The following is a 15325-nucleotide window of genomic DNA, read 5'->3' on the forward strand; positions in this document are numbered from 1 at the left end:
CGTCGCGATTCCCTGTTGACACAGCGTGACATAACTGGCGTGAGAATCAAGAACGCCCTCCGGCGAGCCCGGACAGTGCCACGTACGCCTTCTCCCAGCCGGGCAGCGAGACCCGGCCGCGGAGCACCGAGTGCGGGTCGGCGGCGATCCGGCCGAGCAGGCGATGGTAGATGCCGGCCATCGCGGCGGTGGCGGCGCGGCTGCGGCGGTCGAGCATCGGCAGCAGTTGCAGGCCCTCGGTGAAGGCCTGCTGGGCGCGCTCGGCCTCGAAGGCGACCAGGCCCGTGAAGTCGGCGCCGACCGGGAGCTGCGGGAGGGCGAAGCCCTGCTGGCAGCCGAACCGGGCGAGGTCCTCGGCGGGCAGGTAGGTGCGGCCGTTCAGGGCGTCCTCGCGCAGGTCCCGCAGGATGTTGGTGAGCTGCAGGGCCAGGCCCAGGGTGTCGGCGTACTCGGCGCCGCGCTCCCAGTCCTCGCAGCCGTACACGCCGAGCGAGAGCCGGCCGATCGAGCCGGCCACGCAGCGGCAGTACACCTTCAGCTCGTCGAAGGTCCGGTACTCGACGCCCTTGAGGTCCATCTCGACGCCGTCGATCAGCTCGTCGAAGCCGCCGAGCGGGATCGGGAAGCGGCGGGCGGCGTCGGCCAGCGCGACCTTGATCGGGTCGGTGTCCTCCTCGCCGACCACGCCCTCCCGGATCTCGTCCAGCAGCGCCCGGGTGCGGGCCAGCGCCTCGGTCTTCTGCTCGGCGGGCAGTTCGCCGTCGCCGATGTCGTCGACCCGGCGGGCCAGCGCGTACAGCGCGGACATCGCCAGCCGCTTGGCCTCGGGCAGCAGCCGGATGCCGTAGCTGAAGTTGCGGGCCTGCAGGGCGGTGACCGCCTCGCAGTACCGGTAGGCCGCCATGACCGGCGCGGACGCCAGTGGTGATGCCCCCACGCGGGCGCTCACCTTCCCTTCGCGAAAAGTGCCGCCGCCCGGCCGGCCAGGCGGCGCTTGTCCGGCTTCGCCCGGTGCGCGAGCACGTCGTACCCGGCCGCCGCGATGGCGTCCAGGGCCGCGTACCCGCCGGCGGTGAATCCCGCCAGCAGCAGTCGAAGCCTCCCGTGAACCGTACCTACCAGCGGCGCGCCGCGATCGAGCAGGGTCCGGGCCCGGCTCGCCTCCCAGGCGATCAGCTGCCGCACCTCGCGCGAGGCGGCGGGGGCGACGAGGTCCTGTTCGGTGACGCCGAAGGTGGCGAGGTCCTCCTGCGGGAGGTAGATCCGGCCGCGGTCGAGGTCCTCGGCGACGTCCTGCAGGTGTTCGACGATCTGCAGCGCGGTGCAGATGTCGTCGGACATCCCGATGCGTGCGGGGGTGGCGCGGCCGGCCAGGGCGAGCACCAGGCGGCCGACCGGGTCGGCGGACAGCGTGCAGTAGTGCCGCAGGTCGTCCCAGGTCGGGTAGCGGGTGACGGCCTGGTCGACCCGGTTGGCCTCGATCAGGCGGCGGAACGGCTCCGGGGTGACGGCGTGCCGTTCGATCAGCGGGACCAGGCGGCGGACCAGCGGGTGCCGGGGCTCGCCGGCGGCGGTGCCGAGCACGGTGCCGCCCTGGGCCCGGTCGTCGCCGAGGGCGGTGGCGAAGGCCCGGTCGAGGTCCTGCTCCAGGCCGTCCAGCAGGGCGAGCCGGAAGCCCTCGTCCTCGGGGGCGCCGGGGACGTCCAGCAGTTGGGCGACGGAGGCGGGGTCGGCGAGGTCGCCGTCGCCGGCGTCGTCGATCAGCCGGGCGAAGCCGTAGACCGCCATCAGGTCGCCGCGCCAGGCTGCGGGCAGGAAGGCGGGGGCGACCGGGAAGTTCTCCAGGTCTGCCTTGTCCAGCGTCACCGCCGCTGTCTGGTTATCGGATTTGGTTGAAGCCGACACTGCCGTCACTCCCCCGTTCTACACCGGTCCCGGCCGCCATCGCGCCTCGGACACGCTTCCGTCGCCACGCCTTCACCCGCCGCACGGCACAGGGCCGGTGCCGGGGAGGTTCCCCGTGCACCGGCCCTGCGACCGTCGGCCGCGCCCCGGTCAGGGGCGCTCGCCCTTCTCGTACCGCCGGACCACCTCGTCGGTGTGCCCGTCCATGATCAGCTCGCCGTGCTCGATCCAGATGGTGCGCTCGCAGGTCTCGCGGATCGCGTTGTTGTCGTGGCTGACCAGGAAGACCGTGCCGGCCTCCTTGCGCAGCTCGTTGATCCGGGCCTTGGAGCGCTGCTGGAAGCCCTGGTCGCCGGTGGCGAGGGCCTCGTCGATCAGCAGCACGTCGTGGGTCTTCGCCGCCGCGATGGAGAACCGCAGGCGGGCGCCCATGCCGGAGGAGTACGTGCGCATCGGCAGCGAGATGAAGTCGCCCTTCTCGTTGATGCCCGAGAAGTCGACGATGCTCTGGTAGCGCTCGCGCACCTGGGCCGGGGACATCCCCATCGCCAGGCAGCCCAGCACCACGTTGCGCTCGCCGGTCAGGTCGTTCATCAGCGCCGCGTTCACGCCCAGCAGCGAGGGCTGGCCGTTGGTGTAGATGGCGCCCTTGGCGGTCGGCAGCAGGCCGGCGATGGCCGCCAGCATGGTCGACTTGCCGGAGCCGTTGGAGCCGATCAGACCGACCGCCTCGCCCTTGTACGCGGTGAAGCTGATGCCGCGCACCGCGTGCACCTCGCGGATCGCGGGCGACTTCTTGCGGGTGATCATCCGGCTCAGCGCCGAGGTGGCACTGCCCTTGCCGGCGCCCGCGCCGTGCACCTTGTAGATGATGTGCACGTCGTCCGCCACCACGGTGGGGACCCGGGCCTGGTTGTCCACCGCGGTGGTCTCCTTCAGGGTGTCGATCGCTGCGTCAGCCACGGCCGTACTCCTCCTCGGACTTCCAGAAGAACACGAAGCCGATGACGAAGGCGACGACCGCCCAGGTGCCGGCCATGATCCAGATGTGGTGGGGAAGGACCAGCGCCTTGCTCCCGTAGACCGCCGGGTCGAAGCTGTCCGGCATGAACGCGTAGCGCATCAGGTCCATGTAGACCGTCGCCGGGTTCCAGGAGTAGACCGTCTGCCAGATCTCCGGCCAGTTCTTGATGTAGCCGGAGACGCTGTACATCACGCCGGAGACGTACATCCAGGTGCGCAGCAGGAACGGCATCAGCTGCGAGATGTCCGAGGTCTTGGCGCCGACCCGGGCCATCACCATGGCCAGGCCGGTGTTGAACAGCGACTGCAGCAGCAGCGCCGGGACGATCAGCAGCCAGGTCATGGTGGGCGTGACGTGGTTCAGCAGCACGATGGCGACCAGCACCACCATCGAGATCAGCAGCTGCTGGAGCTGGATCACGGTGAAGGCGATCGGCAGCGCGGCGCGCGGGAAGTGCAGCGCCCGGATCAGACCGAGGTTGTCGGAGATCGACCGGGTGCCGGCCTGGATCGCGCTCTGCGAGAACTGGAAGACGAAGACGCCGACGCACAGCCAGGCGATGTACACCGGGACCGAGTCCCGGCTCTGCATGATCACACCGAAGACCAGGTAGAACACCGCGCAGTTGAGCAGCGGGGTGAGCACCTGCCAGAGCTGGCCGAGCTTCGCGGTGGTGTACTGCGCGACCAGGCGGGCGGTCGCGAACGCGCTGATGAAGGCGCGCCGGGCCCACAGCTGGCGGATGTACTTCGGCAGACTCGGCCGCTTGCCGCTGACGGACAGCCCGTACTTGTCCGCCAGTTGCTTCGGGGTCAGAGCCGCGTCGGCGCCCCTCGGTGCGGAGAGGTTGACCGGGTCACTCAGTGTCGACACATTCGTCCTTCAGGGGGTCGAAATCCCGCGCCCGGGAGGACGGGACGCGGAACCGGGGCGTACCACGAGGAGCTCGGGTTTGCGCGCGGCCGGCGTGGGGAAACGCCGACCGGTTGCGATCAGATGATTGGCGGTCTGCCGAGCCTGGTCAAGCGCCAGACGGTGGACCACTTCATCGGCCGGCGCGGGCCGCAGGACTCGCTCCAGCCTGCCCGGAACCCGCCGAGCCACGCCTTCAGCGCCGACCCGGAGGGGCGGCGGGCGACCGTCAGCAGGAACCAGGTTCCCAGGTAGAGAGGCACCAGAGGGGCCGGAAGGTTCCGTCGGGCCAGCCACACCCGGTTGCGGGCGATGTTGTGGAAGTACGCCGCGTGCCGGGCCGGGGAGGTCGCCGGGTGGTACAGCACCACGTCCGGGCGGTAGTCGATCGACCAGCCGGCGTCCAGCGCCCGCCAGGCCAGGTCGGTCTCCTCGTGCGCGTAGAAGAACTCCGCGGGCAGCTGCCCGGCCTGCGGGAAGACCGCGCTGCGCACCGCGCTGGCGCCGCCCAGGAAGGTGGTGACCCGGGAGCCGTGCATCGGGTCGCTGGCCCGCAGCCGGGGCACGTGCCGGCGCTGCGTGGTGCCGGTCTCCGGGTCGGCGATCCGGAACGAGACGATGCCCAGCGACGGGTCGGCGGTGAACGCCTGCCGGAGCAGCTCGGCGGAGTCGGTGTTCGGCAGCAGGCCGTCGTCGTCCAGGAACAGCACCGCGTCGACGTCCCGGCCGTCCGGGCCGAACAGCTCGATGCCGACGTTGCGGCCGCCGGGGATGCCCAGGTTCTCGGGCAGTTCGGCGGTGCGCACGCCCGCCGGCAGCGGCGGCAGCGGGGCGCCGTTGCCGACCACGGCGAGCTCGACCGGCGGGCCCTGCTGGGCCCGCACCGACTCGATCAGCGCGTTCAGCTCGGCGGGCCGGTTGCCCATCGTGATGATGACCGCGCCGAGGCGGAAGTCGTCGCTCATCGCAGCCTGCTGGAGAGCACGATGGACAGCAGGTGCAGGACGGTCTGCAGCATCGCGATGGCGGCCAGCACCACCACGGCGAGGCGGGTGAAGAACAGGTCGCCGCGGACCGCGTCGGCGATGCCGGCGGCCAGGATGAACAGCGAGGCCTCGACGGCGCCGACCAGGCGGTGGAACTTCAGCAGCGAGGCGGCCCGGCGGGCCTTGGCGACCGCGTTCGACCGCGGCACCGAGGCCTCGTCCAGGACGGCGGTCAGCCCGGAGCGGGCCCGGGCGACGTCGACCAGGTCGGTCTCGGACTTGATCAGGATCGCGCCGAGCGCGGCCAGCGTGCCGAGGAACGCCCACTGCCAGGCGGAGTGCGAGCCCTCGCGGTGCAGCAGGTCGGTGGCCCGCAGGCCGAGACCGGTGAGCAGCGCCGCCTCGGACATGTAGTGGCCGACCCGGTCCAGGTAGACGCCGGTGAGCGAGGTCTGCCGGCGCCAGCGGGCGACCTCGCCGTCCACGCAGTCCAGCAGCAGGTAGACCTGGATCAGCAGGGCTCCGAGGATCGCGCCGGTGAGGCCCGGGACCACCAGGGCGATGCCCGCCAGGATCCCGGTGAGCATCATCAGGTAGGTCAGGCCGTTGGGCGTGATCACGGTCACGGTCGACAGGATGCGGGTGATCCGCAGCGAGATCTTCCGCATGTAGAGGCGGCCGGCCCAGTGCTCGGCGCTGCGTCGCTGGAGCATGCCCTCCGGGTGGATGACCGCCCGGAGCTCCTCGATCGACGGGCGGCGGGTGAGGTCAACCGGCGGGCGTTCAGCTGTTGACGGCTTGGACATAGTCGGCGTACGCGTCCCTGATGTCTGTGGCGGAGAGGTCGAGGTGTTCGAGGATGGTGAAGCGCCCCGGTCTGGTGTTCGGAGCGTAGTGCACCGCTTCGGTGAACTCCGCCTCGGTGAAGCCGATCTGATCGGCCGTCACCGGCAGGCCGTGGAAGCGCAGGCGTTCCACGATCAGTCCGGACAGGTCCCGCTCGCCCCGCAGGAAGCAGGCGAAGGCCGCGCCGAGGCCGACCTGCTCGCCATGCTGGGCGGACCGCTTGGGGTACAGCACGTCCAGGGCGTGCGAGATCTCGTGGCAGGCGCCCGAGCTGGGCCGGGTGCTGCCCGCGATGTTCATCGCGATGCCGGACAGTACCAGGGCTTCCGCGAGCGTGGTCAGCAGGTCCGGGTCCTCCAGGGTGCCCGGGTGCCGCAGCAGGTTCTCGCCGGCCGCCCGGGCCATCGCCACCGCCAGGCCGTCGACCGGCTCGCCGGTGACGGTGTGCGAGAGCTCCCAGTCCGCGCAGGCCGAGATGTTGGAGACGGCGTCGCCGATCCCGGCCGCCACGAACCGCTTCGGCGCCTTGGCGATGACGTCCAGGTCGACCACGATGCCGATCGGCCCGGGCACCCCGTAGGAGCCGCGGCCGGCGTCGTTGTCGAGGGTGGAGACCGGGGAGCAGATCCCGTCGTGGGCGAGGTTGGTGGCGACCGCGACCACCGGCAGGCCGACCCGGGCGGCGGCGTACTTGGCCACGTCGATGATCTTGCCGCCGCCGAGGCCCACCAGGGCGTCGTAGTGGCCGCGGCGGATCTCGTCGGTCAGTCGGACCGCGCTGTCCAGGGTGCCGTCGTCGACCCGGTACCAGTCCGCGCCCGGCAGCGCCGGCTCCAGGCGCTCGCGCAGCAGCATGCCGGAGCCGCCGCTGATCGCCACCGCGATCCGGCCCGCCGGGGACAGCCGCTGGTCGGCGAGGATGCCGCCGAGCGCGTCCAGCGCGCCGGCCCGCACCTCGACGAACACCGGCGAGGGCACCAGTCGGGTCAGTACCGGCACGCGATCTCCCGGGCCTTGGCCAGGTCGTCGTGGTTGTCGACCTCGACCCAGGAGACCTCGCCGATCGGCTGGACGTCCACGATCAGGCCGCGGTCGACCATCTCCTGGTAGCCGTCCTCGTAGTACAGCTGCGGGTCGCGCTCGAAGACCGCCTTGAGGGCGTCGGCCAGCGCCGGGCCGGCGGACGGGTTGATCACCGTGACGCCGATGTACTCGCCGGTGGCGTCCAGCGGGTCCATCAGCTTGGTGATCCGGCGCACCCCGAGCTCCGGGTCGACGACGACCTTCATCTCCTCGTCGGCGAGCTTCTTCACGGTGTCCAGCGCCAGCAGGATGCCGGGGGCCCTGCCCTCCTTGATCCGCCGGTCGTTGCCGTCCAGCATGGTGCGCTGCACCGACGCCGGGTGGACGGTGTCGCCGTTGGCCAGCAGCAGGCCCTCGCCGAACAGGTCGCGGGCGCACCACAGGGAGTAGGCGTTGTTCCACTCCTCGGCCTTGTCGTTCTCGACCAGGGTGAGCTTCACGCCGTACTTCTGCTCCAGCGCCTGCTTGCGGTCGTACACCGCTTCCTTGCGGTAGCCGACGACGATCGCGGCCTCCCGCAGGCCGACCTCGGCGAAGTTCCCCAGGGTCAGGTCGAGCACCGTCCGCTCCCCGTCGACCGGCACCAGCGCCTTGGGCAGGGTGTCGGTGTACGGACGAAGCCGGCGGCCTGCGCCGGCGGCCAGGACGAGGCCGATCATGCGGGACTCCAGGGTCTCGGGTGGTCCGGCGCGGTGCGGGTCGGGCGCCGGGACGCGGCCGCGGCTGCGGCGCGCCGTACGGGCGCGCCTTGCGGACCGCCCGGTCTCACTGATGGTAGGCGACCCCGACCACCTGCCAGAACGCGCCCCGGGCGGGCCGACCGATCAACTACGGGTGCGACGTGAACGCCCGGCGACGGCCGATGATCGCGGATCGAACAGTTCCGTCGAACATCCGGTCCGCCGCCCCGGCGGTGTGCGTCGCGGCCCCGAGCCCGCCGGGGCATGCGGCAGACTTGGGCCCCGACGCCGTCGGCGGACCGGTCCGGTCCCGACGTGCGCGCAGCCGACCTCAGGACCGGGGTGGGCGGCCCCGGGGCCGCCCCCGGTCCACGTGCCGAAAGGGGCATTGCGCCCATGAGTCCTGCTGTCAGCCCGACCGACGACCTCTCCCCCGAGCTCGCCGTCCCGTCCGCGGCCGCACCCGGTGAGATCCTGCTGGAGCTGGTCGACGACCACGGCGTGACCATCGGGACCGGGGAGAAGCACTGGGCCCACCAGCAGCCGGGCCGGCTCCACCGCGCCTTCTCGGTGTTCCTGTTCGACCGGCAGGGACGGATGCTGCTGCAGCGCCGGGCGCTCGGCAAGTACCACTCGCCGGGCGTCTGGTCGAACACCTGCTGCGGCCACCCCTACCCCGGCGAGCTGCCGTTCGTGGCGGCCGCCCGCCGCACCGCCGAGGAGCTGGGCGCCGCCCCCGCGCTGCTCTGCGAGGCCGGCACCGTCCGCTACGACCTGCCGGACGAGAGCACCGGGCTGATCGAGCGGGAGTGGAACCACCTGTTCGTCGGCCTGATCACCGCCGAGCCGGACCCGGCCCCGGAGGAGGTCGAGGACACCCGGTTCGTCACCGCCGCCGAGCTGCGCGCGCTGCGGGCCGAGAAGCCGTTCTCGGTGTGGTTCGAGACGGTCTTCGAGGCCGCGCTGCCGGGGATCCGGGAGATCGCCGGCAACGACTGGTGACCTCGGCCCGTCAGTAGTCCGGGTCCTCGTCGGGGCCGTCCCCCGTCCCGGCGGGCCCCGGTGCCGGCAGCGGCAGGCTGGCCCAGATCACCTTGCCGCCGTCCTCGGTCCGCTCCACGTCGCACTCGCCGCCCGCCTGCAGGGTGACGCTCTTCACCAGCAGCAGCCCGCGCCCGCCCGGACGGACCGGGTCGTTCTCCTGCGCCCGGGGGCGGTACGGGTGGCCGTCGAGCACCGAGATCCGCACCCGCTCCGGGGCGATCATCAGCTCGCAGTGCACCTGCGGGGAGAGCGCCGCGGCGTGCGTGACCGCGTTCGACACCAGCTCCGAGACGATCAGCAGCAGGTCGTCCACCAGCTCCTGGTACCGCTCCCCCGCCATCCCCTGGGCCAGCAGCCGGTCCCGCACCGCGTGCCTGGTCCGCGGCACCGAGGACTCCTGCGGCTCCGCGGTGAACCGCCACACCCCCGGCCCCGGCTCCCGTCCGGAGCGCCAGGTGGCCGCGTCCGTGACCGCCTTCTGCGTCTCTTCCACTGCACGCCGCCCTTCACGCGGTGAACGGGAGCCGGCGGCAGCTGTCGGGACTTCGGGCGTTCCGCGCGGGGCTCCTGGTGACCCGAGGCTAGGAGAGCAGCCCCCGGCGACCCGCACCGGGACAGGATTCACGCGTGTCGTGAAGCTTCCCGACCGATTCGGTGCGCGACCTGCCCCCTCCTGGCCGCCCGCACCGCCAGGTCTGCCGCCAGAACACCCGCCCGAACCCCCACCACCAGCAGTTTCACCCCGATCTCCGCCCACCTTGCCCCCCTTGTGCCTGAATTGCCCCACCCGACCGCCCCCAAGCCTCGAAAACGCAGGTGAGAAGCACTCCGGAAGCCTGGTAATGTTCTCTTTGTCGCCAGGGGGCAGCCGAAAGGAAGCCCGAAGGCGAGACACCCGGTCCGGGTGGCGGAATGGCAGACGCGCTAGCTTGAGGTGCTAGTGCCCTTTATCGGGCGTGGGGGTTCAAGTCCCCCCTCGGACACCAACGAAGAGGCTCCAGTCGAACTGGGGCCTCTTCTGCGTTTGCGGCCCGCCCCGGGGCCTGCCCGGCCGGACCGTCGTCCCCGGTCACGAACCACGCAGGGGTGCTCAGCTCCCGTCCCTCCGCACCACGGATCGCTCGATGACTGCCAAACCCCCTCCGCGGAGGGCCGTCCCCTGGCAGGATCCTTGGTCACCGGACCCGTGACGGCGACCGCCGGGTCCGCGATCGCTGACGAGGACGGTGCGGTGACCGGCATGGGATCCAGGTGGCGGCTGCCACGGGTGAGGGCGGCCGAGACCGGGCAGGCGCAGGCGAGCGGCGGGGTGGCGGTCTCGGGCAACCTGATCGTGGACGGCGACCTGGTGGCGGGCTTCCCGGTCCAGCCGGCGCACACCGGCTACCTGGAGCAGATCCGCCGCATCGCTCCGCCGGAGCTCCGGGACCGCGCCGAGGAGCTGGCCGAGCTGGCCGCCTTCTGCACGGGCCCCTCCGAGTACCCGTACCGGTGGCTCCGGGGTCCGGCCTGGGCCGGGAAGTCCGCGCTGCTGTCCTGGTTCGCGCTGAATCCACCGGCCGGCGTCCAGCTGGTCCCGTTCTTCGTCACCGGCCGCTTCGCCGGGCAGAACGACCGGCTGGGCTTCTGCGAGGTCGTGACGGAACAGCTGTCCGCCTTCCTCGGCAGGCCCGTGCCGGCCCGGATGACCGACGCCACCTGCGACGGCCACGTGCTCAGCCTGATCCACGAGGCCGCCGACGTGTGCGCGGAGAACGGCACCCGCCTGGTGCTGCTCGTGGACGGGCTGGACGAGGACCAGGGCGTCACCGCCCGGCCGGAGTCGTACAGCATCGCGGCCCTGCTCCCGTCGCGCCCCCGGGCGGGGCTCCGGGTGATCGTCACCAGCAGGCTCCGCCCGCCGGTCCCCTCGGACGTCCCCGACGACCACCCGCTCCGTGAACCGCGCGTCGTCCGGGAGCTGTCCGTCTCCCCGCACGCCCAGGCGGTACGGGCGGATGCCGAGCGGGAGCTCCAACGGCTGGCCGCCGCCCCGAAGCTGGAACGCGAGATCCTCGGCCTCGTCACCGCCGCGGACGGCGGACTGACCACGCAGGACCTCGCCGAGCTCACCGGCACCTCGGTCTTCACGCTCGGCCGCCATCTCGGCACCGTCGCCGGCCGGACCTTCACGACGCTGTTGAGCCCCTGGACCAGGGAGGAGGTCTACGTGCTCGGCCACGACGAGCTCCGCACCTCCGCCCTGCAGGTGCTGAGCGGCGGCGACGTCGCCGGGCACCGGGAGCGGCTGCACCGGTGGGCCGAGGACTACCGCGACGAGGGGTGGCCGGCCCGGACGCCCGAGTACCTCCTGCACGGCTACTTCCGGACCCTCCAGCTCACCGACGACCTGCCCAGGGCGGTCGCACAGGCGACCGACTACGCCCGCCACGACCGCATGCTCCAGGTCACCGGCAGCGATGCCGCGGGCCTCGCCGAGATCAACGCCGCCCAGGAACTGCTGCTCGGCCGGGACACCCCGGACCTCCTGGCGATGGCCCGCCTGGCGATCCACCGCGACCGGCTGCGGGCCCGGAGCGACAACGCGCCCGTCGCCCTGCCGTCGCTCTGGGCAGCTCTGGGCGCCGTCGACCGGGCCGAATCCGTGCTGAGCGGCATCACCGCGCCCGCCCGCCACGGCCGGGCGCTGCTCGCGCTGGTGGAGGCCCTGCTGGCGGCCGGCGAATTCGACCGCGCGCGGACGCTGGCCGATTCGGCGCTGCGGCCGGAGATTCGCTCCCAGGCCTTGGCGATGGTGGTCGCCGGCCGGTGCGGAACGGGCGACCTCGCCGGCGCCGAGGAGGTGACGACTCTGATCGAGGACCCGCAGTACCGGGTCGCCGCACTCGGCAGTGCGATCAAGGCGGCGATGGACGCCGGGAAACCGGCCGAGGCCGAACGGCTGGCGGCATGCGCACAGGCGCACGCCCTGACCGTCGCCAACCCCAGCCGCCGGGCTTCCGCCATCAGGAACGTGTCGGTGCTGTACGCGCAACTGAACGACCACGATCGGGCCGTCGGCCTGGCTCGACTGACCCCCGAACCGATCCACCGCGTGTACACCCTCAGCACACTGGCCGCCGACGCGGCGAAGGCCGGGGACCACGACCGGTGGCGGCTTCTCTCCGCCGAAGCCGAGAGCACGGCTCGCTCGCTGCCCCAACCGGTGGCGCGGGTGAAGCATCTGGCGGCGCTCGCCCGCACCGCCGCCCAGATCGACCAGCGGGTGCACGCCAGAGTTCTCGCCCGGGACGCTGCCGAGTCCCTGGAGAAGGTGAAGGACCCGGCCGAGCGGACGGCCGCACTCGTTTCGCTGATCGCCGCACTCGTGGCCACCGGAGATCCTGAACTGGCCCGGTTGCTGACCCGGAGCATCGCCACCCCCGACAAGCGGATCACGGCACTGCTGAACCTCGTCGACGGCGGGGCCGTCACCGCTTCGGAATGCCTGGCCGAGCTCCCGCTCGTGGAGGGGGACGAGATTCGCGAAGGCCCGCTCATCGCCCTCGTCTGGCGGGCGGCGCTGGGATTGCGGCAGCCGGACCTGGCCGAGGCCGTCGCCGAACGCATCCACACGCCCGCCACCCGACTCCACCTCCTGGTCCGGCTGGCCCGGAGGTACGCGGCCGACGGCGCCCACGAACGCGCCGATCGGCTCGGCGCCGAGGTCTCCGAACTGAGCCGGTCGCTCACCGACCGGCAGGAGCAGGTCGAGGTCATGACCGCACTGGCGCTGCTCGACGTGTCGCTGGGCCGTACCGAGCAGGCCCGCCGGACGGCTGACGCGGCCCAGTCGCACCTGCGGGACTTCACCGGCCAGGTGGTCCACCAGAGTCGCGCCATGCTCAACCTCGCCCGGGCGATGACCGCGATGGGCGACGCCAAGCGGGCGAGGGAGCTGGGGGGCCTGGCCGAAGGTCTGGCCCTGGAGCACGGGATGGACGAGGAAGGGGCGAAGATTCGGGCCGAGTTGCTCGAACTGGCCATGGCCGCCTCCGACCTCACCTGGGCGAGCGGCCTCGCCCGTGAGGTCCCCGAACCACGCCGGCGGGCCCTGACCTTGCTGAGGGTCGCCCGGGCCTGGGCCGACGCCGGGGTCACCAACCGTGCTCTCGACCTGCTGTCCGAGATCGAGGCCGGGATCGACGGGCTGCCGGACAACAGGCGGTCACGCCCACTGGTGGACCTGGCGCGGCTCCTCGCTCACCTCGGCCGGCCCGAGCGCGCCGAACAGGCCGCCTGCCGGATCCCGGACCCCCAGCAGCGGGTCGCCGTCTTCCTCGAACTCGCCCAACAGGTGGCCGATCCCCACGCCAAACGCCTCCTCGCCCGCGTTCTCGGCACGACCAGCTGGGCCGAGTCGCTGGCCGGCATGGCGTCCATGGCGCCGTCGGTCGTGCAGGCCGTGGCCGATGAACAGCTGGCCGAGAACCCGGACTTCGGGTGAGTCCGACCGCGCGGGCCCTCACTCGCCCGGCGCCCAGAAGCCTTCGGCGCGGCCGGCGGTGAGGCGGGACCGGTAGGTGTCGACCTTGTGGTCGATGCGGGTCAGGTGGGACCGGAGTTCGGCGAGTCGGGCGGCGACCTCGGTGCGGTGGGCTTCGAGGAGGGCGAGGCGGTCGGGTTCGTTGCCGGGGCCGGCGGTGACGAGTTCGGCGTAGCGGCGGATGGTGCGGATCGGCATGCCGGTGGCGCGCAGGCGGGTGCAGAGGTCGATCCATTCGAGGTCGCGGCGGTGGTAGCGGCGGCGGCCGCCGGGGGTGCGGTCGACGGGGGTGACGACCAGGCCGGCCCGTTCGTAGTAGCGCAGGGTGTGGACGCTGACGCCGGTGCGTCCGGCGGCTTCCGCGATGGTCAACCCCTGCGCGGGGAGCGCGGGTTGGGGCTTGATTTCGAGCACGCTCGAAATCGTAGCGTCGGTGCGGAGGACCGGCCCGGATTGAATTGACAATGCGTCAATTCCCGGGCCGGACACGGATTGAGGGGGATCAGGTGCCCGAACTGGACGACCGGCGCAGGCGGTTGGTGCTCGCGGTGTGCTGCGTGAGCATGGTGATGGTGGTGCTGGACATCACGGTGGTGAACGTCGCGCTGCCGTCCGTCCGACGGGAGTGGGGCGCGTCGGTGGAGGCGCTGCAGTGGACGGTGGACGCGTACACGCTGGTGCTGGCGGCGTTCCTGCTGCCGGCGGGCGCGGCGGCGGACCGGTGGGGGCGGCGGCGGGTGTTCATGGTGGGGCTGGCGCTGTTCGGGCTGGGGTCGGCGTTGTGCGCGCTGGCGCCGGGGGCGGGGGCGCTGGTGGGGGCGCGGGCGGTGCAGGCGGCGGGCGGGACGATGTTGAACCCGGTGGCGATGGCGATCGTGGCGACGACTTTCCCGGGGCGCGAGGAGCGGGCCCGGGCGATCGGGGTGTTCGGGTCGGTGTCGGGATTGTCGTTGGCGCTGGGCCCGGTGCTGGGCGGGGCGCTGGTGGACGCGTGGGGCTGGCGGGCGGTGTTCTGGGTGAACCTGCCGGTGGTGGCGGCCGGCCTGGCGGGGGCGGCGCGCTGGGTGCCGGAGTCGCGCGGGGCGCGGGCCCGGCGGTTCGACCCGGTGGGGCAGCTGCTGGTGGTGGCGCTGCTCGGCGGGACGGTGTTCGGCCTGATCGGGGCGGGCCGGGACGGCTGGTCGGCGCCGGTGGTGTGGGGGCCGCTCACGGTGGCGACGGTGACGGTGCCGCTGCTGGGGTGGTGGGAGGCCCGGCGGGTGGATCCGCTGCTGGAGGTGGGCCTGCTGCGCAGCGTCCCGATGGCGTCGGCGCTGGTGATGGCGTTCGCGGCGCTGTGCGCGTTCGGGGCGTTCCTGTTCGCGGTGACGCTGTACTTGCAGGGGGTGCGCGGGATGTCGGCGCTGCGGGCGGGGTTGTGCCTGGCTCCGGTGGGGGTGCTGATCGTGCTGCTGTCGCCATGGACGGGCCGGGTGGTGGGACGGCGGGGGCCGCGGCTGCCGCTGGTGGTGTCGGGGGCGGCGCTGGCGTCGGCGGGCGGCCTGTTGCTGCTGGTGGGTCCGGGGACGCCGGTGCCGGCGCTGGTGGCGCCTTTCGCGCTGGTGGGGGTGTTCCAGGGGACGGTGAATCCGCCGGTGACCAGTACGGCGGTGACGGGGATGCCGGGGTCGATGGCGGCGCTGGCCTCCGCGTTGGCGTCGGCGGCGCGGCAGACGGGTTCCGCGGTGGGAGTGGCGGTGGCGGGCACGGTGCTCGCGGGCGGGGTGGCGGCCGGGGGGCCGGCGTTCACCGGGGCGGCGCACGGGGTCTGGTGGCTGCTGGTGGCGGCGGGCGTGCTGATCGCGGCGCTCGGCGCGGCGGGGTCGGGCCGCCGGTCGGTCGGGCGCGGGGCGGGGCGTCAGCCGGAGCGGCGGGCGCAGTCGGCGCAGAGTCCGCGGTAGGTGACCTCGGCGGCGGTGATGGTGAATCCGAAGCGTTCGGCGGCGGGGAGGGCGGCGAGCGGGTCGCCGGTGGGGTGGACGTCGCGGATGGTGCCGCAGGCGAAGCAGACCAGGTGCTGGTGCGGCCGGTGCGCGTTGGGGTCGTAGCGCTTGGCACGGCCGTCGGTGGCGACTTCGAGGATTTCGCCGAGGGTGACGAGTTCGCCGAGGGTGTTGTACACGGTGGCGCGGGAGATCTCGGGGAGGCGTTCGGCGGCGCGTGCGTGGACCTCGTCCGCGGTCAGGTGGACGTGGTCGCCGTCCAGGACCTCGGCGACCACCCTGCGCTGGGAGGTCAGCCGCCAGCCCCGGTCACGCAGCCGTTCGAGCAGGTCACTCAT

The 15325-nt window shown here is 72.7% G+C and carries 14 protein-coding genes and 1 tRNA gene; 4 read left to right on the forward strand and 11 right to left on the reverse strand.

Annotated elements, in window-relative coordinates; all coding sequences use genetic code 11:
* Positions 1-46: 46 nt before the first annotated feature.
* From hpnD to CG736_RS15400, 8 genes are all read right to left on the reverse strand, one after another.
* On the reverse strand, positions 47-904 hold the full coding sequence (gene hpnD / locus CG736_RS15365) for a presqualene diphosphate synthase HpnD (RefSeq protein WP_100586791.1): 858 nt from the start codon (positions 902-904) through the stop codon (positions 47-49).
* A 41-nt stretch (positions 905-945) separates the two neighbouring features.
* Positions 946-1866, reverse strand: coding sequence for a squalene synthase HpnC (gene hpnC / locus CG736_RS15370; RefSeq protein ID WP_232734012.1), 921 nt, complete (start codon positions 1864-1866; stop codon positions 946-948).
* 189 nt (positions 1867-2055) lie between these two features.
* Complete coding sequence (locus CG736_RS15375) at positions 2056-2868, reverse strand: ABC transporter ATP-binding protein (protein ID WP_083462434.1); 813 nt, start codon at positions 2866-2868, stop codon at positions 2056-2058.
* Positions 2861-3802: an ABC transporter permease gene (locus CG736_RS15380; RefSeq protein ID WP_100586793.1), complete on the reverse strand. Its 942-nt coding sequence runs from the start codon at positions 3800-3802 to the stop codon at positions 2861-2863. The genes CG736_RS15375 and CG736_RS15380 overlap by 8 nt, the downstream gene beginning before the upstream one ends.
* 119 nt (positions 3803-3921) lie before the next feature.
* The gene (locus tag CG736_RS15385; protein ID WP_043913064.1) at positions 3922-4806 is read right to left on the reverse strand and encodes a glycosyltransferase family 2 protein; all 885 of its coding nucleotides are present in this window, start codon (positions 4804-4806) and stop codon (positions 3922-3924) included.
* Positions 4803-5540: a CDP-alcohol phosphatidyltransferase family protein gene (locus tag CG736_RS15390; protein ID WP_198520513.1), complete on the reverse strand. Its 738-nt coding sequence runs from the start codon at positions 5538-5540 to the stop codon at positions 4803-4805. Before CG736_RS15390 ends, CG736_RS15385 begins: the two co-directional genes overlap by 4 nt.
* A 70-nt stretch (positions 5541-5610) precedes the next feature.
* Entirely contained in the window at positions 5611-6672 is a 1062-nt protein-coding gene (locus CG736_RS15395; RefSeq protein WP_100586795.1) for an iron-containing alcohol dehydrogenase family protein, read from the reverse strand.
* The gene (locus CG736_RS15400) at positions 6660-7415 is read right to left on the reverse strand and encodes a sugar phosphate nucleotidyltransferase (protein ID WP_100586796.1); all 756 of its coding nucleotides are present in this window, start codon (positions 7413-7415) and stop codon (positions 6660-6662) included. Before CG736_RS15400 ends, CG736_RS15395 begins: the two co-directional genes overlap by 13 nt.
* Positions 7416-7832: 417 nt before the next feature.
* On the opposite strand from CG736_RS15400, the gene idi reads away from it, so the two are divergent.
* Complete coding sequence (gene idi / locus CG736_RS15405) at positions 7833-8438, forward strand: isopentenyl-diphosphate Delta-isomerase (protein WP_043913068.1); 606 nt, start codon at positions 7833-7835, stop codon at positions 8436-8438.
* 10 nt (positions 8439-8448) lie between these two features.
* On the opposite strand, the gene CG736_RS15410 is transcribed toward idi, so the two are convergent.
* Positions 8449-8973, reverse strand: coding sequence for an ATP-binding protein (locus CG736_RS15410; protein WP_100586797.1), 525 nt, complete (start codon positions 8971-8973; stop codon positions 8449-8451).
* Between the two features lie 405 nt (positions 8974-9378).
* On the opposite strand from CG736_RS15410, the gene CG736_RS15415 reads away from it, so the two are divergent.
* Positions 9379-9466 (forward strand) — tRNA-Leu (locus CG736_RS15415).
* 245 nt (positions 9467-9711) lie between these two features.
* Positions 9712-12966: a hypothetical protein gene (locus tag CG736_RS15420; RefSeq protein WP_157815598.1), complete on the forward strand. Its 3255-nt coding sequence runs from the start codon at positions 9712-9714 to the stop codon at positions 12964-12966.
* A gap of 18 nt (positions 12967-12984) precedes the next feature.
* Here CG736_RS15420 and CG736_RS15425 read toward each other — a convergent pair whose 3' ends face one another.
* Positions 12985-13419 (reverse strand): MerR family transcriptional regulator, encoded by a 435-nt coding sequence (locus tag CG736_RS15425; protein ID WP_100586799.1) that lies wholly within the window; start codon positions 13417-13419, stop codon positions 12985-12987.
* 92 nt (positions 13420-13511) lie between these two features.
* Between CG736_RS15425 and CG736_RS15430 the strand changes: the two genes are divergently transcribed.
* Positions 13512-14945, forward strand: a complete 1434-nt coding sequence (locus tag CG736_RS15430) for an MFS transporter (protein ID WP_232734013.1) — start codon at positions 13512-13514, stop codon at positions 14943-14945.
* On the opposite strand, the gene CG736_RS15435 is transcribed toward CG736_RS15430, so the two are convergent.
* Positions 14903-15325 (reverse strand): Fur family transcriptional regulator, encoded by a 423-nt coding sequence (locus CG736_RS15435; protein WP_100586800.1) that lies wholly within the window; start codon positions 15323-15325, stop codon positions 14903-14905. The two genes, CG736_RS15430 and CG736_RS15435, sit on opposite strands and share 43 nt — an antisense overlap.

It is taken from the genome of Kitasatospora sp. CB02891, assembly GCF_002803145.1.
Taxonomy (GTDB): Bacteria; Actinomycetota; Actinomycetes; order Streptomycetales; family Streptomycetaceae; genus Kitasatospora; species Kitasatospora griseola.

What these genes read in the sequence shown, in the direction of transcription:
- hpnD (WP_100586791.1), bottom strand. Translation starts at nt 904, where the DNA reads ATGGCGGCCTACCGGTACTGCGAGGCGGTCACCGCCCTGCAGGCCCGC.
- CG736_RS15385 (WP_043913064.1), bottom strand. Translation starts at nt 4,806, where the DNA reads ATGAGCGACGACTTCCGCCTCGGCGCGGTCATCATCACGATGGGCAAC.
- CG736_RS15390 (WP_198520513.1), bottom strand. Translation starts at nt 5,540, where the DNA reads ATGCTCCAGCGACGCAGCGCCGAGCACTGGGCCGGCCGCCTCTACATG.
- CG736_RS15400 (WP_100586796.1), bottom strand. Translation starts at nt 7,415, where the DNA reads ATGATCGGCCTCGTCCTGGCCGCCGGCGCAGGCCGCCGGCTTCGTCCG.
- idi (WP_043913068.1), top strand. Translation starts at nt 7,833, where the DNA reads ATGAGTCCTGCTGTCAGCCCGACCGACGACCTCTCCCCCGAGCTCGCC.
- CG736_RS15435 (WP_100586800.1), bottom strand. Translation starts at nt 15,325, where the DNA reads ATGAGTGACCTGCTCGAACGGCTGCGTGACCGGGGCTGGCGGCTGACC.